At 66.2% G+C, this 21,503-nt stretch carries 21 protein-coding genes and 1 pseudogene; 11 read left to right on the top strand and 11 right to left on the bottom strand.

Translation table 11 applies throughout. The annotated features are described in order from the left end of the window. Positions 1-13 precede the first annotated feature (13 nt). Both MRBLMD1_RS13985 and hisC read right to left on the bottom strand, forming a co-directional pair. Positions 14-1,426, bottom strand: coding sequence for an amino acid permease (locus MRBLMD1_RS13985; protein WP_364400624.1), 1,413 nt, complete (start codon positions 1,424-1,426; stop codon positions 14-16). Between the two features lie 45 nt (positions 1,427-1,471). Continuing rightward, entirely contained in the window at positions 1,472-2,581 is a 1,110-nt protein-coding gene (gene hisC, locus MRBLMD1_RS13980) for a histidinol-phosphate transaminase (protein ID WP_364400622.1), read from the bottom strand. A 93-nt stretch (positions 2,582-2,674) separates the two neighbouring features. Between hisC and MRBLMD1_RS13975 the strand changes: the two genes are divergently transcribed. Both MRBLMD1_RS13975 and MRBLMD1_RS13970 read left to right on the top strand, forming a co-directional pair. After that, positions 2,675-3,178: an Lrp/AsnC family transcriptional regulator gene (locus MRBLMD1_RS13975; RefSeq protein WP_364400620.1), complete on the top strand. Its 504-nt coding sequence runs from the start codon at positions 2,675-2,677 to the stop codon at positions 3,176-3,178. Between the two features lie 120 nt (positions 3,179-3,298). Next, positions 3,299-5,014 (top strand): thiamine pyrophosphate-binding protein, encoded by a 1,716-nt coding sequence (locus MRBLMD1_RS13970; protein WP_364400618.1) that lies wholly within the window; start codon positions 3,299-3,301, stop codon positions 5,012-5,014. Here MRBLMD1_RS13970 and MRBLMD1_RS13965 read toward each other — a convergent pair. Next, a complete protein-coding gene (locus MRBLMD1_RS13965; protein ID WP_364400615.1) occupies positions 5,007-6,395 on the bottom strand; it encodes a serine/threonine-protein kinase in 1,389 nt (462 codons plus the stop codon). The two genes, MRBLMD1_RS13970 and MRBLMD1_RS13965, sit on opposite strands and share 8 nt — an antisense overlap. Before the next feature lie 449 nt (positions 6,396-6,844). On the opposite strand from MRBLMD1_RS13965, the pseudogene MRBLMD1_RS13960 reads away from it, so the two are divergent. From MRBLMD1_RS13960 to MRBLMD1_RS13950, 3 genes and pseudogenes are all read left to right on the top strand, one after another. Continuing rightward, positions 6,845-6,898, top strand: a pseudogene (locus MRBLMD1_RS13960) (hypothetical protein); the annotation flags it as partial. 46 nt (positions 6,899-6,944) lie between these two features. Further along, the gene (locus MRBLMD1_RS13955) at positions 6,945-7,091 is read left to right on the top strand and encodes a hypothetical protein (RefSeq protein WP_364400613.1); all 147 of its coding nucleotides are present in this window, start codon (positions 6,945-6,947) and stop codon (positions 7,089-7,091) included. 85 nt (positions 7,092-7,176) lie between these two features. Next, complete coding sequence (locus tag MRBLMD1_RS13950) at positions 7,177-7,926, top strand: SDR family oxidoreductase (RefSeq protein ID WP_364400611.1); 750 nt, start codon at positions 7,177-7,179, stop codon at positions 7,924-7,926. Between the two features lie 19 nt (positions 7,927-7,945). Here MRBLMD1_RS13950 and MRBLMD1_RS13945 read toward each other — a convergent pair whose 3' ends face one another. From MRBLMD1_RS13945 to MRBLMD1_RS13915, 7 genes are read right to left on the bottom strand one after another with little or no spacing between them, the layout of a single operon-like run. Further along, complete coding sequence (locus MRBLMD1_RS13945) at positions 7,946-9,046, bottom strand: NADH:flavin oxidoreductase (protein WP_364400608.1); 1,101 nt, start codon at positions 9,044-9,046, stop codon at positions 7,946-7,948. Further along, the gene (locus MRBLMD1_RS13940) at positions 9,043-9,381 is read right to left on the bottom strand and encodes a hypothetical protein (protein ID WP_364400605.1); all 339 of its coding nucleotides are present in this window, start codon (positions 9,379-9,381) and stop codon (positions 9,043-9,045) included. The genes MRBLMD1_RS13945 and MRBLMD1_RS13940 overlap by 4 nt, the downstream gene beginning before the upstream one ends. Positions 9,382-9,422: 41 nt before the next feature. Further along, complete coding sequence (locus MRBLMD1_RS13935) at positions 9,423-10,163, bottom strand: SDR family NAD(P)-dependent oxidoreductase (RefSeq protein ID WP_364400602.1); 741 nt, start codon at positions 10,161-10,163, stop codon at positions 9,423-9,425. 38 nt (positions 10,164-10,201) lie between these two features. Next, positions 10,202-10,969 (bottom strand): SDR family NAD(P)-dependent oxidoreductase, encoded by a 768-nt coding sequence (locus tag MRBLMD1_RS13930; protein WP_364400599.1) that lies wholly within the window; start codon positions 10,967-10,969, stop codon positions 10,202-10,204. Further along, the gene (locus MRBLMD1_RS13925) at positions 10,956-12,347 is read right to left on the bottom strand and encodes an MFS transporter (protein ID WP_364400596.1); all 1,392 of its coding nucleotides are present in this window, start codon (positions 12,345-12,347) and stop codon (positions 10,956-10,958) included. Before MRBLMD1_RS13925 ends, MRBLMD1_RS13930 begins: the two co-directional genes overlap by 14 nt. Next, positions 12,344-13,234, bottom strand: a complete 891-nt coding sequence (locus tag MRBLMD1_RS13920) for a polysaccharide deacetylase family protein (RefSeq protein WP_224025290.1) — start codon at positions 13,232-13,234, stop codon at positions 12,344-12,346. Before MRBLMD1_RS13920 ends, MRBLMD1_RS13925 begins: the two co-directional genes overlap by 4 nt. A gap of 44 nt (positions 13,235-13,278) precedes the next feature. After that, positions 13,279-14,298 carry an asparaginase gene (locus MRBLMD1_RS13915; RefSeq protein WP_364400593.1) on the bottom strand — a complete coding sequence of 340 codons (1,020 nt, stop codon included), beginning with the start codon at positions 14,296-14,298 and terminating at the stop codon, positions 13,279-13,281. A 266-nt stretch (positions 14,299-14,564) separates the two neighbouring features. On the opposite strand from MRBLMD1_RS13915, the gene MRBLMD1_RS13910 reads away from it, so the two are divergent. Further along, a complete protein-coding gene (locus MRBLMD1_RS13910; RefSeq protein ID WP_159632702.1) occupies positions 14,565-15,620 on the top strand; it encodes a LacI family DNA-binding transcriptional regulator in 1,056 nt (351 codons plus the stop codon). Here the strand turns inward: MRBLMD1_RS13910 and MRBLMD1_RS13905 are convergent. Further along, the gene (locus tag MRBLMD1_RS13905) at positions 15,617-17,062 is read right to left on the bottom strand and encodes a PucR family transcriptional regulator (RefSeq protein ID WP_159632703.1); all 1,446 of its coding nucleotides are present in this window, start codon (positions 17,060-17,062) and stop codon (positions 15,617-15,619) included. The two genes, MRBLMD1_RS13910 and MRBLMD1_RS13905, sit on opposite strands and share 4 nt — an antisense overlap. A 112-nt stretch (positions 17,063-17,174) precedes the next feature. On the opposite strand from MRBLMD1_RS13905, the gene pxpA reads away from it, so the two are divergent. The 5 genes from pxpA to MRBLMD1_RS13880 are packed head-to-tail and all read left to right on the top strand — an operon-like array spanning position 17,175 to position 21,417. Next, positions 17,175-17,927 (top strand): 5-oxoprolinase subunit PxpA, encoded by a 753-nt coding sequence (gene pxpA / locus MRBLMD1_RS13900; protein ID WP_364400589.1) that lies wholly within the window; start codon positions 17,175-17,177, stop codon positions 17,925-17,927. Positions 17,928-17,940: 13 nt separating this feature from the next. Beyond that, the gene (locus MRBLMD1_RS13895; protein ID WP_018770516.1) at positions 17,941-18,180 is read left to right on the top strand and encodes an acetyl-CoA carboxylase; all 240 of its coding nucleotides are present in this window, start codon (positions 17,941-17,943) and stop codon (positions 18,178-18,180) included. Positions 18,181-18,189: 9 nt separating this feature from the next. Beyond that, the gene (locus MRBLMD1_RS13890) at positions 18,190-19,539 is read left to right on the top strand and encodes an acetyl-CoA carboxylase biotin carboxylase subunit (protein ID WP_364400586.1); all 1,350 of its coding nucleotides are present in this window, start codon (positions 18,190-18,192) and stop codon (positions 19,537-19,539) included. Continuing rightward, complete coding sequence (locus MRBLMD1_RS13885; RefSeq protein WP_364400583.1) at positions 19,536-20,441, top strand: 5-oxoprolinase subunit B family protein; 906 nt, start codon at positions 19,536-19,538, stop codon at positions 20,439-20,441. Before MRBLMD1_RS13890 ends, MRBLMD1_RS13885 begins: the two co-directional genes overlap by 4 nt. Next, a complete protein-coding gene (locus tag MRBLMD1_RS13880; RefSeq protein ID WP_364400581.1) occupies positions 20,431-21,417 on the top strand; it encodes a biotin-dependent carboxyltransferase family protein in 987 nt (328 codons plus the stop codon). Before MRBLMD1_RS13885 ends, MRBLMD1_RS13880 begins: the two co-directional genes overlap by 11 nt. Positions 21,418-21,503: the final 86 nt, after the last annotated feature.

Below are 21,503 nucleotides of genomic sequence, written 5' to 3'. Positions count from 1 at the left end.
AAGGCCGCTGATTTCAGTCGACGCGCACAGGTTGCTTTTCACCGTCCGACGATTCCACACTGGGGTGAGCGTCCCGTTTCCGGTGATTCATCCAGCACCCAACCGCAAGAACCGCCACAAGCGCAAACGTGCTCAGGAGCTGCGGGCGGGACTCCTCACCGATGAAGCCCACCGTAAAGATCGCCGCCAGGATGACAAGACCCACGGCCGTCAGCCACGGGAAGCCGGGCATCCGGAGGGGAAGCGTTGTTCCTTCACGGTCGGCGCGGAGGCGCAGCGCCAACTGGGCGAGCAGTGCGGATGTCCACACCAGCAGGCAGGTCGAACCCACGATGTTGAGCAGGACGCCGAGGACCATTTCGGGGAAGGCCAGCTCCAGTACCACCGTGACAATGCCGAAGGCCACACTGGCCAGCACGGCAGCAACCGGAACCCGGGCCTTGGACACCGAAGCGAGCCACCGGGGCGCCTCACCACGCTCGGCGAGGGAGAACGCCATCCGCGAGGCGCCGTAGAGGTTGGCGTTCAACGCGGAGAGCAGAGCCGCGACGGCCACTAGGGTGATGGCGGTCGCCGCACCGGGCATGCCGGCGGCGTCGAGAACCGCGGCGAACGGGCTCTTCAAACCTGCCGAACCCACGGGAACCACAGCCGCGATCACGAAGATGGCACCAATGTAGAAAACCAGGATGCGCCACAGCACCGTCCGGACTGCCTTCTTCACGCTGCGGGCCGGCTCGGCCGTCTCGGCTGCGGCCACGGACACGATCTCGGTGCCGCCGAATGCGAACGCCACCACGAACAGCGCCGTCGCGATGCCGCTGAACCCGTTAACCGCGAAGCCCTCCCCCATGAAGTTGGCCATGCCCGGCGACTGCACCCCCGGCAGCCACCCGAACAGCAAGGCAAAGCCCACCAGCAGGAACCCGACGATCGCCGCCACCTTCAGCAGGGCGAACCAGAACTCGAACTCGCCGAAGTTCTTCACGCTGGTCAGGTTCACGGCGGTGAGCACCACGATGAACACGAAGGCCATCAGCCACACCGGCAGGGCCGGGAAGATGGTCGCCAGCAGGCCGGCCGCACCTAAAGCTTCGGCGGCGATGACCACCACCAGCTGGATCCACCAGAGCCAGCCCACGGTGGCGCCGGCCACCGGCCCGTAGGCCTTGGCCGTGTAGACGGAAAACGCGCCGCTGTCCGGGTTGGCGGCGGCCATCTCGCCAAGCGCCCACATCACCAAGATGATGAGGGTGCCGGCCACGAGATAGGAAATCAGCACCGCCGGGCCGGCGGCCCGGATGCCGGCGCCGGAGCCGATGAACAGGCCCGCGCCGATGGCGCTGCCCAGGCCCATCATGGTCAGCTGCCGGGGTTTGAGGGCCGCGCCGAGGGCGCGGGCAGACGTCGTTGTCTGGTGTTCCATAAACGGATTCCTCTTACTTGTCGGTCGAACGGAATGAGAAAAAGGTCAGGAAGTTGCCACGGGCACGTGGGCTGCCAGGAGCCGGAGCACGCGGCTGTTGGAGGCGGGATCGGCCACGGTGATCCGCACGCCGTCGCCCTGGTAGGCCCGGACCATGATGCGGGCGGCATCGAACGCGTCAACCAGCATCGCCAGCAGCTGGCCATCGGCGCGGATCCACAGGAAGTTGCCCTGGCTCGGCTGCAGCTTCCAGCCCTGCGCCTCCAGCTCGGCCGCCATCCGGGCGCGCTCCTGCTTCACCAGGGAAACCCGCGCTGCCATCTCCTCCCCCGCGTCCATAGAGGCGATGGCCGCCTTCTGCGCCAGCGCGCTCACTGCGAACGGCAGGGCGGTGCGGCGCAAACCTTCGGCGATTGCCGCCGTCGTAATGGCATACCCGACGCGCAGGCCGGCGAGCCCGTACGCCTTGGAGAAGGTGCGCAGGATGCAGACGTTCGGGTACCGGCGGTAGAGCGCCAGGGAGTCGGGGCCGCTGCCGGCGTCGGCGTACTCCACGTAGGCCTCGTCGATCACCACCAGGATGTCGGAGCGGACGGACTGCAGGAAGGCCTCGAGGCGGTCGTGGCTGATCGGCACGCCGGTGGGGTTGTTGGGGGTGCAGAGCAGGATCACTCTGGTGCGCTCGGTGACCGCGGCGGCCATGGCGTCCAGGTCGTGGCCCTCGCCGCGGTCCAGCGGGACGCGGACCGGCCGGGCGCCGGCCAGCTCCACCAGGATGGGGTACGCCTCGAAGGAGCGCCACGCGAACACCACCTCATCCCCGGCATCGCACAGACCGGTGATGATCTGCTGCAGGACGCCCACGCTGCCTGGGCCCACTGCGATCTCCCCCGCGGTGACGCCCAGGTGCCGGGCCAGCCGTTCGCGGAGTTCGACGGCGGCCATGTCCGGGTAGCGGTTCATCCTGCCGGCCGCTTCGGCCACCGCAGCGGTGGCGGCGGGCAGGGGCTCGTAGTGGCTTTCGTTGCTGGCGAGGGCGGCGACATCCGCACCGAGGCTGCGTCGGCCCGGGACGTAGGCCGGAAGACCGGTCACCGCGGCGCGTAGGGTGGGCAGCGCTATCTCGGGTTCGGCGAGGAGTTGTTCAGGGCTCATGAGGACCGATCATGGAAGTGACCCGGACCACAATGCAAGATACGCTTTTGTGCTTGGGACTTCTGCTCAACTTCTAGTACTTCTGGTGAAAATATGACCATCGCTGCCTCCCGTACCCTCGATTCGCTCGACGGCAGGATCATCCTTGCCCTCGACAAGGACCCTGAAGCCAGCGCCCTGGCACTCTCCCGGACACTCGGCGTCGCCCGCAACACCGTCCACGCCCGGCTGGCGCGGCTGGAGCGCAGCGGCGCGCTCCGCTCCTTCAGCCGCAGGCTGGACCCCGCCGCGCTGGGCTACGAACTGATGGCCTTCCTTTCGCTGTCCATCAGCCAGACGCGGACCGGATCGGTGGAGGACGGGCTCGCCGCGATCCCGGAGGTCATCGAGGTGCACGCCACCACCGGCGACGCAGACCTCATGGCCAAGGTGGTGGCCCGCGGCACGGCCGACCTCTACCGCATCACCAACGAGATCCTGGAGATCGACGGGATCGAGCGGACCAGCACCGCCATCTCCATCCTGGAACTCATGCCGCCCCGCTACGACGGCCTCATCAGCCGGCTGTCCGAGCAGGAGTCCGCCGCTTCCAGCTAATATAGGGTGATGCGCGCCACAAGTGGGCGTTTTGGCAGTTCTTCTACTCTCCCGCTGCCAAAAGTCCCAGCTACGTTTCCGGGTGTTGCCGATCTTTATAGTGGCGCGCAGGATTCCTGCATGACTTCACTTACCGTCTCCGGCCGTGTGGCACAGGTTCTCAGCAGCTATGTCAGCGACGTCTTCGGCGTCATGGGCAACGGCAATGTCTACTTCCTGGACGCCGCGGAGCAGCAGGGCCTGCGCTTCACGCCCGTCCGGCATGAGGGCGCCGCCATCGCCGCGGCCGACGCCTACTACCGCACCTCGGGACGGCTCGCCGCGGGCACCACCACCTACGGCCCCGGCTACACCAACGCGCTCACCGCCCTGGCCGAGGCCGTCCAGGCGCAGATCCCCGTCGTGCTGGTCACCGGGGACGCCCCCACTAGCGGGGCCCGGCCCTGGGACGTGGACCAGTCGGCCATCGCCGCCGGCCTCGGCGCGGCCACCTTCACCGCCACCCGCGACGCCGCGGGCACCGTCACCCGGCAGGCGGTGGAGTACGCACTCACCCGGCGCACCGCCGTCGTGCTTGCCATCCCCTACGACCTCGCTGCGCTTGAGGCTGCAGACGAGGACCTTCCGGAGGCGGCGGCACCCAAGGTGACGAACGACGTCGACTGCGGCCTTGGGCAGGTTGCCCGCCTGCTCACCGGCGCCAGGAGGCCACTGATCCTGGCCGGCCGGGGTGCGCACCTCGCCGGAGCCGGGCCGGAGCTCCGCGAACTCGCCGACCGGCTCGGCGCACTGACCGCCGGAACCGCCCTGGCGCTCAACCTCCTCAATGGCGAGGGGTACCTGGGCGTGGCCGGCGGTTTCGGCACCGACACCGCGGCCGGGCTTATGGGCGAGGCCGACATGGTCCTGGTGGCCGGGGCGAGCCTGAGCCCGTTCACCATGCGGTTCGGGCACCTGCTCGGCCCCGATGCCACGGTCATCCAGATCGACACCGCCCTGCAGCCGACCAACCCGCGGGTGGACCTGTTCGTGCAGGCGGACGCGAAGGCCGCTGCTGCGCGCCTCCTTCATCTCGTGGACGGCGAGGCCGCGGCGGAAGCGTGGCGCACGGAGGCCCGCCGCCGCCTGGGCGAGGGGCCGGGTCATGAGGCCGGATCGACCGAGACTGTTGACGGCCGGCTGGACCCGCGCGCCCTCGCCACGGCGCTGGATGCCGTGCTGCCGGAGCGCCGCACGGTGGTGCAGGACGGCGGGCACTTCATCGGGTGGGCGCCCATGTACTGGAACATCCCGCGGCCGCAGGACCTGGTGATGGTGGGGACCGCGTTCCAGTCGATCGGTCTGGGACTGGCGAGCGCCGTCGGGGCCGCCCGTGCCGTGGAGGACGGCCGCACCCTGGTGCTGGCCTCGGGCGACGGCGGGTTCCTGATGGGCCTGTCCGACCTCGAATCGCTGATCGGCGCCGCCCGCAGCGCGATCGTGGTGATCTACAACGACGCCGCCTACGGCGCCGAAATCCACCAGTACGGGTCGCAGGGCCTGACCGAAAAGCCCATGCTGATCCCCGAAGTGGACTTCAGCGGTGTTGCACGGGCTCTGGGGGCCGAATCTGCGGTGATCCGGTCGCTCGGCGACCTATCTGCACTGCAGGACTGGATTGATGCCGGCGCCCAAGGCACCTTCGTGGCCGACTGCCGGATCACGTCCTCCGTCCGGGCGCCGTGGCTGACCGAGTGGATGAACGCTAGTCAGGCAAGTAAGCTGTCCCGAAATAGTCCAGGAACGGCAGTATTGTGCAGCCCATCTGCCGCAGTGGATGGCCTGCTGACTACCTAGCCGGGATGGGCAAACCGCCTTCCCTAAGACTCTGCAGCACCTCATGAGCATTCTGCTCATGATCGTAGTTCCACAATTCGCTACGAAGCGTCTTTGCCACGATCGCATGAAGGTCATCATATTGAGTTTTGGACGTTAGGCTTTTGTTTGTTGTACCTTGCGCAACCCTTATCCGACCGTCATAAATTTCATACTTACGAAATCCGCTGTGCAGGCGCCCGTAATGCTCCATGAGGGTCTGCCATCGAATGAGAGAATTAGCTGTGGGCTCATGGAGGACTCTGAGAACAGCGAGAACATCGAGATCGAAAATCTCGCTGTCTTGGTGTCCGGTTAGTTGCCCGCCCATAAGCTCGTTGAGAATGACCAAGTCCGTATGGTCAAACTTAAAGCGCTGAGAAGGTACGTCTGTTCCCTGATCGCGAGAATTATGCAGGTGGCCGTGAAGAACATTCAACACGCAAAGCAGGCGAAATAGGTCACCACTGAGCGCAGCGGGGTTGGGCGGCTTTTGAGTACCGGAAATCACAAACGTTACTAAACCTTCGAATGTGTATTTTTCAAGCATAGTCCAGTCCTGAACGCTCCCCTTCCCGTCGAAGAGGGGCTTTAGGATTTTTCGCAGGTTGTCCATGACAAACCAGTTCTCTCTTGCGATCCCAATATCTACCCCCGTGCCAACCACCTGGCTTGAGCCTAGGTCAATGACCTTGACAAAGAACGGCTTGAGAGTTCCCGGCTGAGCCTGACTTCCACCGGACCCCAAGTAGCGATTCTCGAGCGTCGCCTCTTGCAGTATGAGAATATTTCCCGGGTTAAGATCTCCATGGGTGACCTCTGCTGAGTGCAGTCTTACTACGGCGCCGACAAAACCCGCAGCTACATTGAGCGCGTCGGCCACCACGTGACGTCGTTGGCGATTCTTCCACAGCTGAAAGGATCTCCTGTCTGCACCCAAATCAGCTTCCATACTTTCCTGAGCCAACTTCCACAATTTGTCACGTTCGCAAATCCACTCTTTTAGAGTTTGAATTCGCGACACACTTTCCATGACGGAGTAGGAAATCTCTTTTGGATAAGAGTAAGTACCCGCATCATGAACTTGGGCAATGACATCACGAATTTCAGGATCTGCATTTTTGCGAGACTCAAGCAACGCCTTTTCGGCTACGCCCTCGCGGTCGGGAATGTAGAGTTTCACCACTTGATCCACTTGCAGTCTTCTGTGTTTCACGCGGAAGGTTACGCCGTTGCCTCCCTCACCTAAGGGCACCGCTTCAAAAGAGAACTGCCGAAACCCGGGGCTCGTCGGGCCGTTGCCGACAGGCTTTCCATCGTAGAGCAGCTGATCGTGTGAAACTGAAAATCCTGCAGACTCCAATTCGTCCCCCGAATTTTATCTCGCACCTTATTAGGCAGCCAAAATACGCTAAAGCACACTGTTTCTCACCTTAGTGTAGCCATATTCTCTCGGGCGGCTAAGCCTGCGGGTAGTCCTCCCCCGCACAACCGTTGAATTTGGAGACACCCGTTGAAGTTGGAGAACGTCCCACGATGAAGTGACTCGGATTTCGATGACTGAGAGGAATGCTAAGGGGACACAATGTCGTGGCCTTAGCGGAGCCGCGAGCGCCCTAAATCGTTGCTTGGACGCCCAAAGCGATAATCGCCGGGCTACTCCCCCTCTCCATGCTGGCCCCGGCTCTTCTCCGGGTGATATTTGGTCATCCTTCGGGTAGAAGGGGGCCATCATGGCCGGCCTTGGTGCTCTTCGACCTGGCCGCCGTCTGCGGCTCGGCCTACACCGGCGGCATTCAATGACGGGGGCTTGTGCAGGACATCGGAGGGCAACCCTGGTCGTCGTCGGCCAATCCCAACGGCACCACCGGACTCGGACTCCGTTTGGAAGCCTTCGAGATCCGGCTGACCGGTGAGCTGGTGGACCACTACCGGATCTGCTTGCGCGCCCCACGTGCAGGATGTTGGCTGGCAGGCCTGGGCCGACGATGGCGGTACGGCGGGGTTGGGCAACCGGATCGAGGCCGCGCGTTTCCTCTTTGCACCTTTGACCGGCTAACAGCAGGGAGAGCGCTAAAGTGCGAAACGGGACGTAGGCGGGGAGGACCGCCCTTGCCGGGTAGCACCCGCTTAGTATTGCTTCCATGAGGATTGCCGTTGCAGGGGGAACCGGTACAGTGGGCCGCCACGTCGTGGCCATCGCCAGGGAACACGGGCACGAGGTGGTCAGCCTCAGCCGCGCGGAGGGGGTGGACCTGGTCAACGGGCGGGGTCTCGATCTGGCACTCCAAAATGTCGAAACCGTCATCGACGTCTCCGGCATCCAGGCCATGTCCACCAAGAAAGCCGTGGATTACTTCACCAACGCCACCCAGAACCTGCTGGCCGCTGGGAAGAAGGCCGGCGTAAAGCACCATGTGGCTCTGTCCATAGTCGGCATTGATAAAGCCAATTCGGGACTCTACGCCGGGAAGCTGGTGCAGGAGGACGAAGTCAAGCACGGCGGCATTCCCTGGACCCTCCTCCGGTCCACCCAGTTCCACGAGTTCGTGCCAATGTCCATCAAGGCAGCATCAGTGGGCCCGCTGGTCTTCGTGCCCGTGATGTCCACCCGGCCGGTGGCGGCCAAGGAGGTAGCCGCGGCCCTGGTGGACGCCGCCGAGGCCGGGCCGAAGGGACGCCTTCCGGACCTCGGCGGCCCGCGGACCGAACAGCTGAAAAGCCTGGTCGCGGCCTACCTCGCCAAGACGCATCAGAGGAAACGGATCGTTCCACTGCACCTGCCCGGCCCCATGGGCAAGGCCATGCGCAACGGCTCCCTGATCCCGGTGCCGGGATCCGCCGTCGGACGCCAGACGTTCCTGGAGTGGCTCGACGCCATCGCTGCCGTTTAAAAGCCGACGCTACCCCGCCCTACCCGTCCTCCAGCTCCCAGTCCTTGACGTCCGCCAAAGGAGCGAAGACTGCGGGGTCGAGCTCCCCGAATTCCAGGTTGTTGCGGACAAGGTGCGGCCAGTTCCGGTTGGCCAGGGCTCCCTTGCCCAGCGCGACAACGTCCGCTGAGCCGTCCGCCAGCATGGACGCGGCCGTATCCGGATCATCGAGCTTGCCGTTGGCGACCACCGGCACCCCGGAGTACCGCTTGGCCAGCGCAGCCAGGGTTTCCTCCGCATCCGCGAACGCGGGCTCCGCGGCACGGTACTCGGTGGTGTGGACAAAATCGATCCCTGTGGCGCCCAAGGTGCCGAAAATGACCTCGGCTTCGGCCACTCCCCCGCTCCACTTGTGCTCAGTGTCGCTGACCTTGGACTGGGAGACGCGGATCCCCACCGTCATGCCTGGGCCAACGGCCTCGCGGACGTCATGGCAGATTTCAGCGGCAAGCCGCACCCTGTTTTCCGGTGAGCCGCCGTAGCGGTCGTCGCGCTGGTTCAGGTAGTCCGTGAGGAACTGGTCCAGCAGGTACCCGTTGGCACCATGGATCTCCACGCCGTCGAACCCGGCCTGCTGGGCGTGCAGCGCCGCTGTGACGAACCCGTCCCGGATCTCTTTCATTTGGGACAGCGTGACCGCGGCAGGAACAGGGTAGGGACCTTCGCCGCGGTAGAACCCCAGCTGCTCCCCCTTGGGTGCCACCGCCGACGGCCCCACCGAGGAGGTCACATACCGGTTCCCCTGGCTCTGCGCCCCCGCGTGCATCAGCTGCGCGAAGATCTTCGAGCCGGCCGCGTGCACGCCGTCCACCACGTTCGCCCAGGACCTGGCCTGCTCTTCCGTCGCGATGCCCGGCTGGAAGTGGTAGCCCTGGCTGTGGGCGGTGTCCGGGTAGATGCCTTCCGTAATCAGCAGCCCAAAGCCGCCGCGGGCGAACGTCCGGTAGTAGGACGCCATTCTCTCCGTGGCATGCCCGTCCTCGGTGGCGCTGATCCTCGTCATGGGAGCCAGCGCCACCCGGTTCTCCAGCTCGGTGGAACCGATCCGGATGGGTGACCAGAGCGGGGTGTAATCAGTCATGCACAATCTCCTTGGTAGTGTTCGGGGTCCGCCAGCAGCCCGGCAGCCCGGGCGGGCAGGCCGGCGTTGGACGGATCCGCTGCGTACGCCTGGCGGCGCCTTTGCAGCTGGTCCAGAACGGACGCGTCAGTGAAGCAGCCGAGCACAGCAGACCACAGTTCCTCGACGGTCTGGCACTGTTTGGAGGCCCCGGCGGGGCCGGTCATCAGCCAGCCGTCCTTGAGCGCGGTTACTTTCGGGGCGCCCGGGAGGCCGGTGCAGACGGCGGTGACCGTGGCTGCCACGATCAGGTGTTGCCGCATGGTCCGCACCGGCCCCAGGGCAGGGTCCGCCACGGTGGTCCTTCCGCAGGCACCGCACATGTTGTTCCCTTTCCTTACGGCATGACGTCGCCGGAGTTGGGCCCCAGCGTCTGCCCGACGAACAGGTTTCCCCCGGGGTCGCTGGCGAGCAGCACGGCGGCAGGCGCTACTTCCTCCGGCGTCCCGAACCGGCCCAGCGGAAGCTCGGCGCGTTTCGCGGCCTTCCAGCTCTCCGAGATGCCCTCCACCAGCGGCGTCTCGATGGGCCCCGGGGCGATGCAGTTGACCAGCACGTTGTCCGCCGCCGTTTCCAGGGCAAGTGCTTTGGAAAGGCCTACGACGCCGGCTTTGGCGGCACTGTAATGCGTCAGCCCCACACCGCCCTTGATGGCCAGCTGGGAGGCGATGTTGATGATGCGGCCCCACTTGCGCTGCCGCATCTCCCCCACCACCTCCCGGCAGCACAGGAACACACCGGTCAGGTCCACCGTGAGGGTCTCGTTCCACATGGCCAGGGACATGTCCTCCAGCGGGGACTCCGTCAACAGGCCCGCGCTGTTGACCAGGACGTCGATGCCGCCCAGCCTCTCCCGGGCCTCGGCGAAGGCCGCCCGCACGCTGGCTTCATCGGCCACGTTCACGCGGATGGCGCCGTCCCCGCCGGCGCGGTCCAGCACGGCCACCCGGTCCCCGTTGGCCAGGAAAGCCTCGGCGATGGCTTTGCCGATCCCGCTGGAACCGCCGGTGACCACCACCCGGCGGCCGTTTCCGGCCTGGGCGTTTCCGGAAGCTTGGTCAGCAGTCGATGTGTTCATGGTGTCCTTTCGTTGTGAGGCGGGCTGTCAGGGCGCCGTCAGGCGCGCATCTTCACGGTGAGGCCGCCGTCAACCACCAGGGCCTGCCCGGTGATGTAGCGGGACTCGTCGGAGGTGAGGAACCCGATCACGCTGGCCACTTCCTCCGGCTTTCCCACCCGGCCCCAAGGGATGTCGTTCCCGGCCCGCTTCAGCCCCTCGGGGCCCAGCGAGTTCACCGGGTCCAGGGACTGCGGGGTTTCGATGAGGCCGGGGATCACGGCGTTGGCACGGATCTGGCGCGGCCCAAGCTCTACCGCCACGCTGCGGACCAGGCCCAGCACGCCTGCCTTGGCAGCGGCATAGTGGGCGTGTTCCTCCCACCCGTACACCCCGCCGGCGATGGACGAGACCGCAACCAGCGCGCCGCCGTCGGTCATTCTCTCCGCCCCGGCACGCAGCGTGCGCAGCACGCCGGTGAGGTCCACGTTGAGCATGTCGTGCCAGCGCTCATCCGTCATCTCCCCCAGCGGGGAATTGCGGAGGATGCCGGCGTTGGCAATGGCGTAGTCCAGACGGCCGTACTCGTCCACGGCCCGCTGGGCCAGGGCGTCCACGGAGGCGGTGGTGCGGACGTCCACCTCATGGATCACCGCTTCACCCTTGGCCTCCTTGACCAGGCGAAGGGTTTCCTCCGGATCGTGGGGGTCGCCGGGGAAGGTGCCGATGACCGACACCACCCCCTGGCGGGCGTAATGGACGGCGAGGGCACGGCCGATGCCGCTGGCGGCACCGGTGATGATGGCGGCTTTGTTAGGCGACGTCATGGGGGTGGTCCTCCATCAGGGCTTCAGCAGGGGGTTTGGCGGCGATCATCAGGAGACCGGAGACCAGGGTGCCCAGGGCACCGACCCACAGGGCTGCGGTACCGGTGCCGGCACCGGCGGCGATGGCGGTGAAGATGGCGCCGCCAAGGATGGTTCCGGGCTGGCTCATGGCGCCGATGAAGGCGGTACCGGTGGCCCGGCAGCTCACCGGGTAGCACTCGGCCATGAAGTACTGGATGGCCGCGTACGGACCCACCAGGAAGAACAGGCCGGCGCCGTAGGTCAGGATGATCATGAACGGGCTGGTGGCGATGGGGCTGAGCATGATGGAGAAGGAGATGCCGGAGAGGATCCAGCCGCCGATGATGGTCCGCTTCCGGCCGATCTTGTCACCGAGCCAGCCGTGGAAGACGTAGCCGAAGTAGGCCAGCAGGTTGATGACGATCAGCATCCAGAAGGCGTCCGAGAGTTCCACGCCCTTCGCGTTCTTGAGCACGGAGCTGCCCAGGACACTGAAGATGGTGATGCCGAAGAAGTTCACAATCCAGGCGAGCGAGAAGACAAAGGTGTTCCGGCGCAGGTGCGGCTCCCAGATGCGCTTGAGCGGGGCTGCCGAGGAGTGCTCGACGCCGTACGCGTGGGCCAGGGAGTGCGCGTCCGCCGTCTTGCCGCTCTTTTCGAGCTCGGTCAGCTTGTGGTGCAGTTCGAACTGGGGGGTCTCCTTGAGCTTCTTGGCGATGACCCAGACGATCACGGCGGCCGGGATGGTGGCCATCAGGTAGAGGGCGCGCCACCCCAGGGAGGGCAGGAAGGCCAGGGCCAGGGCGCTGGCCAGCAGGAAGCCGAGCGGCCAGCCGCCCTGGATGAAGGAGTAGTGGAAGCCGGGCCGCTTGCGCTTGTCCGCGACTTCGGTGACCTGGTAGACCTCGTTCATGTAGGTGGCGTTCACGGCCTGCTCGGAGAAGCCGAGGCCGCCGAAGGAACGGACCACCACCAGCATGGCGTTGCTGAGGAACGGGATCCCCGTGGGGATCAGTGCCGTGAGGCCGGAGACGACGGCGGTCCCGCCAATGGTGGTCATCATGCCTTTGCGGCGGCCCAGGCGGTCAATGACGGGCCCGATGCCGAAGCAGACGATGGCGGTGCCCACGGCGATCCAGGTGTTGATGGCGTACGCCTCGGGGGCAGACCAGCCGAATTCCTGCTGCATGGCCGGCAGCAGGGTGCCGAACAGGCCGTAGTCGAAGACGGCCACGGTCCAGGCCAGCAGGGCAAGCACGGTAGCGGTGGTGGTGTGGCGCTTGGAAAAGACCGGGAAGCGGCGCTTCTCGTCCGGGCGGGGCTGCGACAGGTCGACAACCGGTTCTTGGATGCTCATGACTTGTTGTCCTTACGGGGGCTGCGTGCGAGGAAGGAATCGGCGATCTGGTCGAAGGTGCACCAGGTGACGCCCTCATGGGAGTTGATGTGTTCGATGAGCCGCTCGAGCATGAGCAGCACCTGCGGCCGGCCGGAGACGTCCGGGTGGATGGTCATGGTGAAGACGGCCTGGTCCATTTCGCGGTAGACCCAGTCGAACTGGTCCCGCCACATCTCTTCGATGTCGCGGGGGTTGACGAACCCGTGCGAGTTCGGGGATGCCTTGATGAACATCATGGGAGGCAGGTCATCGAGGTACCAGTTGGCCGGGATTTCCACCAGGTCCGTTTCCTGCCCGCGCTTCAGCGGCTCCATCCAGGTCTGGGCGTCCTTGGTGTAGTCGATCTTCTTCCAGGAGTCGCCCACGCGGACGTAGTACGGCTCGAAGTCGCGGTGCATCAGGGAGTGGTCGTACTTGATGCCGCGCTCCAGGAGGATCTCGTTGGTGACGGGCGAGAATTCCCACCACGGCGCAACGTAGCCGGTGGGCCGGCGGCCGGACACCTTTTCGATCAGTTCGATCGCGCGGTCCAGGATGGCGGTCTCCTGTTCCCGGGTCATGGCGATGGGGTTCTCGTGCGAATATCCGTGCACCCCGATCTCGTGTCCGGCATCCACGATCATCTGCGTCAGTTCCGGGAAGGTTTCGATCGAGTGGCCCGGCACGAACCAGGTGGCCGGGAGGTTGTATTTCTGGAACAAACGGATCAGCCGGGGTCCGCCGACTTCACCGCTGAACAGGCCGCGGCTGATGTCGCACGGGGAGTCCTCTCCTCCGTAGGAGCCGAGCATGCCTGCCACTGCGTCTACGTCCACGCCGAAGGCGACTTGAATGTCCTTAGCCATGAGATTTTCCTTTCAATTCGTTCAAAACCGGAGTGTTCTGGGTGTCAGGCGGAAGGTTCAGGGGGCCTCCCTCGTTGGGCAAAAATTTCGGTGATCCGGTCCCGGTCAGGATTGATCCTGAGCAGGAGGCTGAGCAGGATCAGCGACTGTGACGGCCGGAGGTGGCCGGAGCTGATGGCGCCTGCAACGCGCAGGTCCTCGCCACCGCCGCCGGCCCCGTAGATGGGCACCACCGGTCCCGCGTCCACGCGGGTGCTGGTGACCACCACGGCGCCGGACGCGACGGCGGCGGCCACCTCTGCGCAGAGGCTGGCGTTTGCATTGCCGCTTCCGGTTCCTTGCAGGACGATGCCTTCCGCTCCTGCTTCAAGGGCGGCGTGCATCAGGGTGGAGTCGGCACCGGGGTAGGCGGCAACCAGGTCCACCCGCGGGGAGCCGCCGCCCGGCTGGGGCAGGGGCAGGGCCTCGAGCCTGCCGCCGCTGCCGTCCATGGCAACTTCTCCCTGGGCTGATACCTGGCCAAGTACCCCAAAATCGGGGTTCGCAAAGGCATTCAGCCGAAGAGTTTGGCTTTTCCGGACGCCGGCCGCCGGGAAAATGGTGCCCGCAAAGTGGACCATCACCCCCTTGCCCCGCCCGTCCTTGGAACCGGCGACGGCGATGGCCCGGGCCAGGTTGTCCGGCCCGTCGGGAGCGTCAGAGTCAGCCGCACGCTGCGAGCCGGTGAACACCACCGGCCGCTCGTCCGTGTGCGTCAGGTCCGCGAGGTAGGCGGTCTCCTCCATGGTGTCCGTGCCGTGGGTGACCACCACGCCCAGGACGTTGGGGTCCTTGAGGACGTCCTGGATAGTGGCGCAGATCCTCAGCATGTCGTCGAACGTCAGGAGGTAGGACCCCTTCTGGAACACGTCCAGCACCCGGACGGGGTGTGACACACGCGGGCCGAGGGCTTTGAACACCTGCTCGCCCGTATCGGAGGCAACCGCGCCGCCGGCCTGGGAAGAACGCGACGAGATGGTGCCTCCAGTAGCCAGCAGCACGATGTGGGAGTCGGTAACAGTCATTTCAGCTCCGGTGGTTTGCTGCACGGTCCGCAACCCAATCGATTGGGTGACCTTCCGCGAAGAAGAGGAGATGCATGGAAACGGGGGGCGGCGCCTGGGGGTGGGGGCGCCGGGGGAAGTTTTAGGGTGGTCTACCCAAACGTTTGGGTAGCGCTGATGAACGACTATAGGATGTGAAGCGGGTCACGTCAAGGGTTACCTTGGCGCCCTTCCGGGCAGCCCGGGCAGACCTGGGCTACAGTGGCCCCGGTGGGCAGGAGAGGGACATGAAAGAAAAGGCCGACGGCGGCCGGACGGTCACGCTGAAGGATTTGGCTCGGGAGCTGGGCGTCCATCCGTCCACTGTCTCCAGGGTCCTGCATTCCGGTTCCGACGTGGCCAAGGGAGCGGCCTCGGCGGCCACCGCCGAGCGCGTCCGTGAACTGGCCCGCAAGCTGGGCTACTCCCCCGACCCGCAGGCCGCCAGCCTTCGCACCCGGCGGACCAAGCTGCTGGGGGTCATCGTCCCCCGGCTTTCGGACCTGGTCCTGGCCATCATGTACGAGGGCATCGACGAGGCGTCGGCCGAGGTGGGCTACTCCGCGTTCGTGATGAACTCCCGCGATGACCCGGACGAACAACGGCGGAAGATCGACCTCATGCTGGCCCGGCGGGTGGACGGCCTGATCATTGGCGACGCCCATCTTGACGGCGGCCTCCTGCAGGAGCTGACGGACCGGAAGGTCCCGTTCGTCCTGATGAACCGCCGGGTGACGGGCTACCCGTCCGCTACCTGCGACGACGTCGTGGGCGGCGAACTCGTGGCCAGCCACCTCTGGGAAATGGGCCACCGGCAGGTGGCGGTCATTGCCGGCGAGCCCTACGCAAGCACCGCCGTCGACCGCACCGCCGGGTTCCTGGACCGCTGGCGGTCCCTGGGCGGCACCATCTCCGACGACGACGTCGTGTGGTCCAAATTCGATACCGCCGGCGGCCGGGAAGCCGGGGACAAGATCCTCGCCAGCGGCAGGCCGCGCCCCACCGCAATCTTCGCGGTCAACGATTTCGCCGCCATCGGCGCGATGGGAGCCCTGCGCTCCCACGGCCTCACCGTAGGACAGGACGTGGCGGTGGTGGGCTACAACGACACCTCCCTGGCCGCCGAACTTCCCATTCCGCTGACCTCGGTCCACTCCCCCATGGCGGACATTGGACGGACGGCGGTGCAGCTCATCCAGGCCGTACTCAGGGGCGAAAAACCCGAACCCGTACAGCTGGAACCCACCTTGTTCGTCCGCGAAAGCAGCGCCGCCAGGGCGCCCGCCGAGATGGCCGCCAACTAGGTTCCGGCGGCGACGATCCGCAGTGCCAGCAGGCAGGTGGCCCGCACTTCGCCGTCATCCAGGTCAACCCGGAGAAGCTCCTCGATCTTGCGCAACCTGTACGTCAGGGTGTTGCGGTGGATGAAGAGCTCCCTGCAGGTTTCACGGGTATTCCCGCTGTACCGCAAATATGCCTCAAGCGTTTCGCGCAAGGCCGTGCCGCCGTCGGACATCAACGGGGCCAGGAGGCGCCGGGACATGGCCACCAGCCCGGCGCCGGGCAGGCCTTCCACCACGCCGGCCAGGTCAGCGACCGGCGCCTGATGGAGCCCCGGCTCGCCCACACGGCGGCGGGCCAGCTGGAGCACCAGCGGCAGTTCGTCCAGGTTCCCGCACCCGGAGACGACGGCGGACAGTTCCGGCGCGTCCTGGAAGGACTTTTGGACGGCTTCCATGAGCTCCATCCCCGCTTCCCCGCGCTGCACCAGCACCGTCGTCAGGCCGGCCTCCTCCATGAACCGCACGGTCCCGAATTCAGCCTGCAGGCCCACCCGCACCCGCCAGGCGATGGTCCGCAGCTTGGCCGGCGCAACCTCCCCCGCACCGCCGATCAGCACGACTCCCCACTCCCTGTCCGGCTCGAACCCGGCCTCCGCCGCGTAGCGCCGCAGGGCCGGCGCCGGAGTCCCCCGGGCCTCGTAGAGCGCCTCGATCAACCGGGCAGCTTCCCGCGAATGCAGGGGCGACCGGGACCCCAGGGTGTAGCTCAGCTGCATGGCAATCACCGCAGCCACCGGCCCCAGCAGCGGCTGCAGCACCAGGCTGCTCTTGATTCCCTCGATAGCCAGCCTGAACCGGAGGATTCCGCCGCTGGGCAGGCTCAGGATGGTCCGGGCCGTCCCGCCCCCGGCCGTACCTGCCGCCATGAGTTCAAACCCGTTGTGGTCCAGGACCGCCACCCGCGCCCGGATGGTGGTGGCCACCCGTTCCAGGACCTGCGCCAACGAGTGGCCGCCCGCCGCCAGCCTGGTGCACTCATCCGCCAGGTCCCACCCCGCGCGCAGCTCGGCATAGCGTTCGGCGGCGATAAGTTGATCCACGTGCCGCATCACCTGGATGAACGGCACCTCCGGAGGCAGTTCAAGCAGCGGAAGGCCATGCGCTTCGCAGGCCTTCACCAGCCCCGGCGGCAGTTCCCGGTGCGCTGCGCCCAGGCCGAAGACCAGACCCGAGACGGGCACGGACATCAGCCGCTCCACGTAGGCATCCCAGATCCGGTAGTCCTTGACGTTCAGGCCCATCCCATTGGTGAGCAGCAGCGCGTTGACGCTGAGGAAGGGCGTGGGGTCCATGTGCTCCGTGGGGGCGCACCAGGCGATGGGCCGGGCCAGGCGTCCCGGACTTCCCGGCACGGCAAGGCGGATGTTCAGCGCGGAATCCGCGGCGAGATCGGCAACACGCATGGCAGGCCCTCCTGGTTAGTGCAAAAAGCATAATCCGCGTGGCCACATTCAGCGATCCGCCCAATTCCGGCCGGGTCCCCGCCTCTGTACCGTTGCCTGCATGCAAAAAAACGTGACGCAAACCACGCCTGCCCAGGTGCTCCTGAATTCGGACATGGGTGAAGGTTTCGGCCTGCACGAGTTCGGCAACGACGCCGCACTCATGGAAATCATCGACGTCGCCAACGTGGCCTGCGGCTACCACGCCGGGGACCCGGACGTCATGAACCGGACGGTGGCCCTTGCCGCCGAACACGGCGTGGCCGTGGGCGCCCATCCCGGGCTCCCCGATCCCATGGGGTTCGGCCGCCGCCGCATGGTGCTCACCCCCGAGGAGGTCGAGTCCATCATCCTGTACCAGACCGGGGCGCTGACCGCCTTCCTGGCCAAGAACGGGATGTCCCTGAACCACATCAAACCCCACGGCGCGCTCTACGGCATGCTCGCCGGCGACGAAGACCTCATGCAGGCGGCCGCCGGAACAGCCAAACAGTTCGGTGTCCCGTTCTACGGCCTGGCCGGGACCGCCCATGAATCCGTGTGCCGCGCCATGGGCGTGGACTTCGTTGCGGAGCTCTATGTGGACCTCAACTACGGCCCCGGCGGGGAGCTCCTCATCCAGCGACGGCCCGCACCCACCGACCCGGACGCCGCCGCGGAACGCGTCAGCCGGGCGGTGGCAGGCGAGCCCGTGGCCGCCGTCGACGGCACTCCCCTGAACATCGCCTTCCAGAGCATCTGCGTCCACTCGGATGCACCCAACGCCGTCGCCGTCGCCTCCGCCGTGCGCAAGGCACTCGACTCATCCCGATCCACCCACTCCTGAAAGCGAGCAGCACATGGCCACGATCGTTTCACCCCTTCCCGGCGTCTTCTACCGCAAGCCCGGGCCGGGCAAACCCCCGTTCGCCAACGAAGGCGACACCATCGAAGTCGGCCAGACCATCGGCATCGTGGAAATCATGAAGCAGTTCACCGAGATCCAGTCCGACGTCGCCGGGACCCTGGAATCCTTTGAAGTCAACGAAGGCGACATGGTCAACCCGGGCGACTCCATCGTCGTCATCCGGGAAGGATAAAGGCAGCCCATGAAACTGTTCATCGCAAACCGCGGCGAGATCGCCGTGCGGATCGCCCGGACCGCCCGCGACATGGGCATCGAAACCGTCCTGGGGGTCAGCGAGCCCGACGCGGAATCACTGGCAGCCAGGACAGCGGACCACTACGTGGTGGTGGGGCCGGCCCAGGCAACCGCCAGCTACCTGAACCAGGACGCCCTGGTGGCCGCGGCCCTCGAGCAGGGGTGCGACGCCGTGCACCCGGGCTACGGTTTCCTCTCGGAGAACGCCGTCTTCGCCCGGAAGGTGGCGGACGCCGGCCTCACCTGGGTGGGCCCCAACGCGGACACCATCGCCATGATGGGCAACAAGTCCCTGGCCCGGGAGGCGGCAGCCAACGCCGGTGTCCCGGTGCTCAAGGGGTCTGACGGCCCCCTGGATCCGGAGGTCGACGCCGTCGACATTGCGCGTGCCATCGGGTACCCGCTGGTGGTGAAGGCTTCCGCCGGCGGCGGCGGCAGGGGCATCCGGTTCGTGCACGACGAAAGCGGGCTCCTGGAAACCATCGAGATGGCCAGGGGCGAGGCCGCATCCGTCTTCGGCGACCCCACCGTCTACCTGGAACGGTTCGTGGAGCACGCCCGGCACGTTGAGGTGCAGGTCCTTGGCGACGGGACCAACTTCATCCACCTCGGCGACCGCGACTGTTCCATGCAGCGCCGATCCCAGAAGGTGCTGGAGGAAGCCCCCGCCCCCAACCTCCCTGACGCCGTCCGTGCCACCATCAGGGAGTCCTCCGTGGCCCTTGCCCGCCAGTGCGGCTACCACGGAGCGGGTACCGTGGAGTTCCTGTACGACCCCGTCAACCACGAGGCCGCGTTTATTGAGATGAATACCCGCATCCAGGTGGAGCACCCCATCACCGAGCAGATCACCGGCGTGGACCTGGTCCGCGAGCAGCTCCTGATAGCCTCCACCGGATCCATGTCCATTTCCCAGGACGACGTGCATTTCAGCGGCCACGCCATCGAATGCCGCATCAACGCGGAAGACCCCAGCCACCACTTCTTCCCCAGCCCGGGAACCATCCGGTCCCTGGACTGGCCCTCGGGTGAGGGGATCCGGGTGGACACCGGGGTGGAAGCAGGCTCCGTGGTGAGCCCCTACTACGATTCCCTTCTGGCCAAGCTGGCCGTCCACGCCCCGGACCGGGATGCCGCCATCGCGGCCACCCTGGCGGCTTTGGGGGCAACACACATTGAAGGGGTCAAGACCACTGTCCCCGTCCACCTGGCGCTGCTGGCGCGGCCTGAATTCGCCGAGGTCAGCCACCACTCCAAGTTCATTGAAACCGCAGCCGACCTCATGGGGGCAAAATGACCACCGAAGCCGCCGTCCTCCCGGGTGCGCGCTACACCTGGGGCGGGGACGAATTCCTGTTCGTGGAAGTCTCCGAAGCGATGAGCCTGCCCGCGAACTTCAAGGTCATGTCCATCGCCGGCAGGCTCTCCGACGCCGGGCTCCCGGGAATCGTGGACATCTGCCCGGCCAACGCATCCTTGCTGGTGCGCTTCGACCCCGACGTCCTGCCTCCGGAACAGCTGGAAACGGCTGTGCGCGACATCGAGCGGGACCTGACGTCCCACCAGGAACGCGCACTGGAGACCCGGATCGTCGAAGTCCCGGTCTGGTACGAGGACCCGTTCACCGCGGAAGTGGCAGAGCGGTTCCGGGAAGGGTTCCACCAGGAGCCCGAAGGCAGCGACATCGACTACGCGGCCAAGGTCAACCATCTCAAGGACGCCGCGGAGTTCATCCAGCGGCACCACGAACAGCCGTGGCTGGTGTCCATGGTGGGCTTCGTGGCCGGGCTGCCGTTCCTGTTCCAGCTGGTGGACCGCAAGAAGCAGCTGGAGGTCCCCAAGTACCTGAGCCCGCGGACCGACACCCCCAAGCTGACGGTGGGGCACGGCGGATGCTTCGGCTGCATCTATTCCGTCCGGGGTGCCGGCGGGTACCAGATGTTCGGCGTGGCCGCTGCCCCCATTTTCGACCCCGAGCAGGCCCTGGCGGACTTCAAGGAGTTCATGGTGTTCTTCCGCCCCGGGGACATCGTGAAGTTCAAGCCGGTCACGGAGGCGGAATACAACGCCATCCAGGCGGAGATCACCGCCGGCACCTTCCGTTACCGGCAGGCGCCGGTGACGTTCGAGCTGTCCAGGGCGCTGGCCGACCCGGAAGGCTACAACCGTGAACTCATGGAGGTCCTCAATGGCATTTGAAATTGGAAACCCCGGCCTGGCCACCACGGTCCAGGACCAGGGGCGCACGGGCCACTACAACGTGGGGATCCCGCAAAGCGGTTCCATGGACCAGTACTCCGCCGAGCTGGGAAACGCCCTGGTGGGAAACACGGCACGGGAAGCGGTCCTTGAGTGCACCTATCTGGGCCCGGTCCTGACCACGGACAGCGATGCCGTCATCGCCGTCACCGGCGCCCCTGTGGAGGTCAAGGTCAACGGGGAGCCGCGGCCGCAGTGGAGCCGCCTGCTGCTGAAGGCCGGGGACCAGCTTTCCTTCGGCGTCATCCAGGGCGGCACCCGCTACTACATCGCGGTCCAGGGCGGCATTGACGTCCCGGAGGTGCTGGGCAGCAGGTCCACGTACAGCCTGGGTGCTATCGGCGGATTCAAGGGCCGCAAGCTCGAGGCGGGCGACGTTGTCCCCGTGGGCGCTCCCCTCAACGGGGGTAGGCTCCCCCAGGCCGAAAGCGTCCCGGATGAGTTCCGGCCTGTTTTCGCCAAGGAGCAGGAAGTCCGGATCGTGCTGGGGTTGTACGACCACCGCCTGACCGAGGAAGGCCTGGGCAATCTCCTCAACGAGGAGTGGAAAGTGACTCCCGTGGCTGACCGGATGGGTCTTCGCTACTCCGGACCGGGGGTGAAATGGAAGGAGCGCGAACAGCCGTTCGGCGCCGGCTCGGACCCTTCCAACATCGTGGACGCGGGGTATGCCGTGGGATCCATCCAGATTCCCGGTGGCACCCAGCCGATCATCCTGCACCGCGATGCCGTCTCCGGCGGCGGCTACGCGATGGTGGGCACCGTGATCAGCGCGGACATGGACCTGGTGGCCCGGGCTGCGCCGGGAACGGCGACCCGGTTTGCCGCTGTCAGCCTGGCTGATGCGCTGGCTGCCCGCAGGGATCTTGCCGAACGCCGGACCAAGGCCTGGGCGGCACTGGGCGCCAACCGCTGACGGGCAGCGGCGGGTCCCCTGTCCGGGGCCCGCCGCTCCCCGTCGCTGGCTGATTGATCTGCCATGCTGCGCGCTTTCAGCGGGCC

Origin of the sequence: Pseudarthrobacter sp. LMD1-1-1.1 (assembly GCF_040676255.1) — a bacterium.
Classification (GTDB): domain Bacteria; phylum Actinomycetota; class Actinomycetes; order Actinomycetales; family Micrococcaceae; genus Arthrobacter.
The sequence above is the reverse complement of the archived record's forward strand: the minus strand, read 5'-3'. Positions and strand labels throughout refer to the sequence as shown.

Bases quoted from the DNA above. Each gene is read 5' to 3' on its own strand.
- MRBLMD1_RS13985 (WP_364400624.1), bottom strand. From the start codon at position 1,426: ATGGAACACCAGACAACGACGTCTGCCCGCGCCCTCGGCGCGGCCCTC.
- hisC (WP_364400622.1), bottom strand. From the start codon at position 2,581: ATGAGCCCTGAACAACTCCTCGCCGAACCCGAGATAGCGCTGCCCACC.
- MRBLMD1_RS13975 (WP_364400620.1), top strand. From the start codon at position 2,675: ATGACCATCGCTGCCTCCCGTACCCTCGATTCGCTCGACGGCAGGATC.
- MRBLMD1_RS13970 (WP_364400618.1), top strand. From the start codon at position 3,299: ATGACTTCACTTACCGTCTCCGGCCGTGTGGCACAGGTTCTCAGCAGC.
- MRBLMD1_RS13950 (WP_364400611.1), top strand. From the start codon at position 7,177: ATGAGGATTGCCGTTGCAGGGGGAACCGGTACAGTGGGCCGCCACGTC.
- MRBLMD1_RS13945 (WP_364400608.1), bottom strand. From the start codon at position 9,046: ATGACTGATTACACCCCGCTCTGGTCACCCATCCGGATCGGTTCCACC.
- MRBLMD1_RS13935 (WP_364400602.1), bottom strand. From the start codon at position 10,163: ATGAACACATCGACTGCTGACCAAGCTTCCGGAAACGCCCAGGCCGGA.
- MRBLMD1_RS13930 (WP_364400599.1), bottom strand. From the start codon at position 10,969: ATGACGTCGCCTAACAAAGCCGCCATCATCACCGGTGCCGCCAGCGGC.
- MRBLMD1_RS13925 (WP_364400596.1), bottom strand. From the start codon at position 12,347: ATGAGCATCCAAGAACCGGTTGTCGACCTGTCGCAGCCCCGCCCGGAC.
- MRBLMD1_RS13920 (WP_224025290.1), bottom strand. From the start codon at position 13,234: ATGGCTAAGGACATTCAAGTCGCCTTCGGCGTGGACGTAGACGCAGTG.
- MRBLMD1_RS13915 (WP_364400593.1), bottom strand. From the start codon at position 14,298: ATGACTGTTACCGACTCCCACATCGTGCTGCTGGCTACTGGAGGCACC.
- MRBLMD1_RS13910 (WP_159632702.1), top strand. From the start codon at position 14,565: ATGAAAGAAAAGGCCGACGGCGGCCGGACGGTCACGCTGAAGGATTTG.
- MRBLMD1_RS13905 (WP_159632703.1), bottom strand. From the start codon at position 17,062: ATGCGTGTTGCCGATCTCGCCGCGGATTCCGCGCTGAACATCCGCCTT.
- MRBLMD1_RS13895 (WP_018770516.1), top strand. From the start codon at position 17,941: ATGGCCACGATCGTTTCACCCCTTCCCGGCGTCTTCTACCGCAAGCCC.
- MRBLMD1_RS13890 (WP_364400586.1), top strand. From the start codon at position 18,190: ATGAAACTGTTCATCGCAAACCGCGGCGAGATCGCCGTGCGGATCGCC.
- MRBLMD1_RS13885 (WP_364400583.1), top strand. From the start codon at position 19,536: ATGACCACCGAAGCCGCCGTCCTCCCGGGTGCGCGCTACACCTGGGGC.
- MRBLMD1_RS13880 (WP_364400581.1), top strand. From the start codon at position 20,431: ATGGCATTTGAAATTGGAAACCCCGGCCTGGCCACCACGGTCCAGGAC.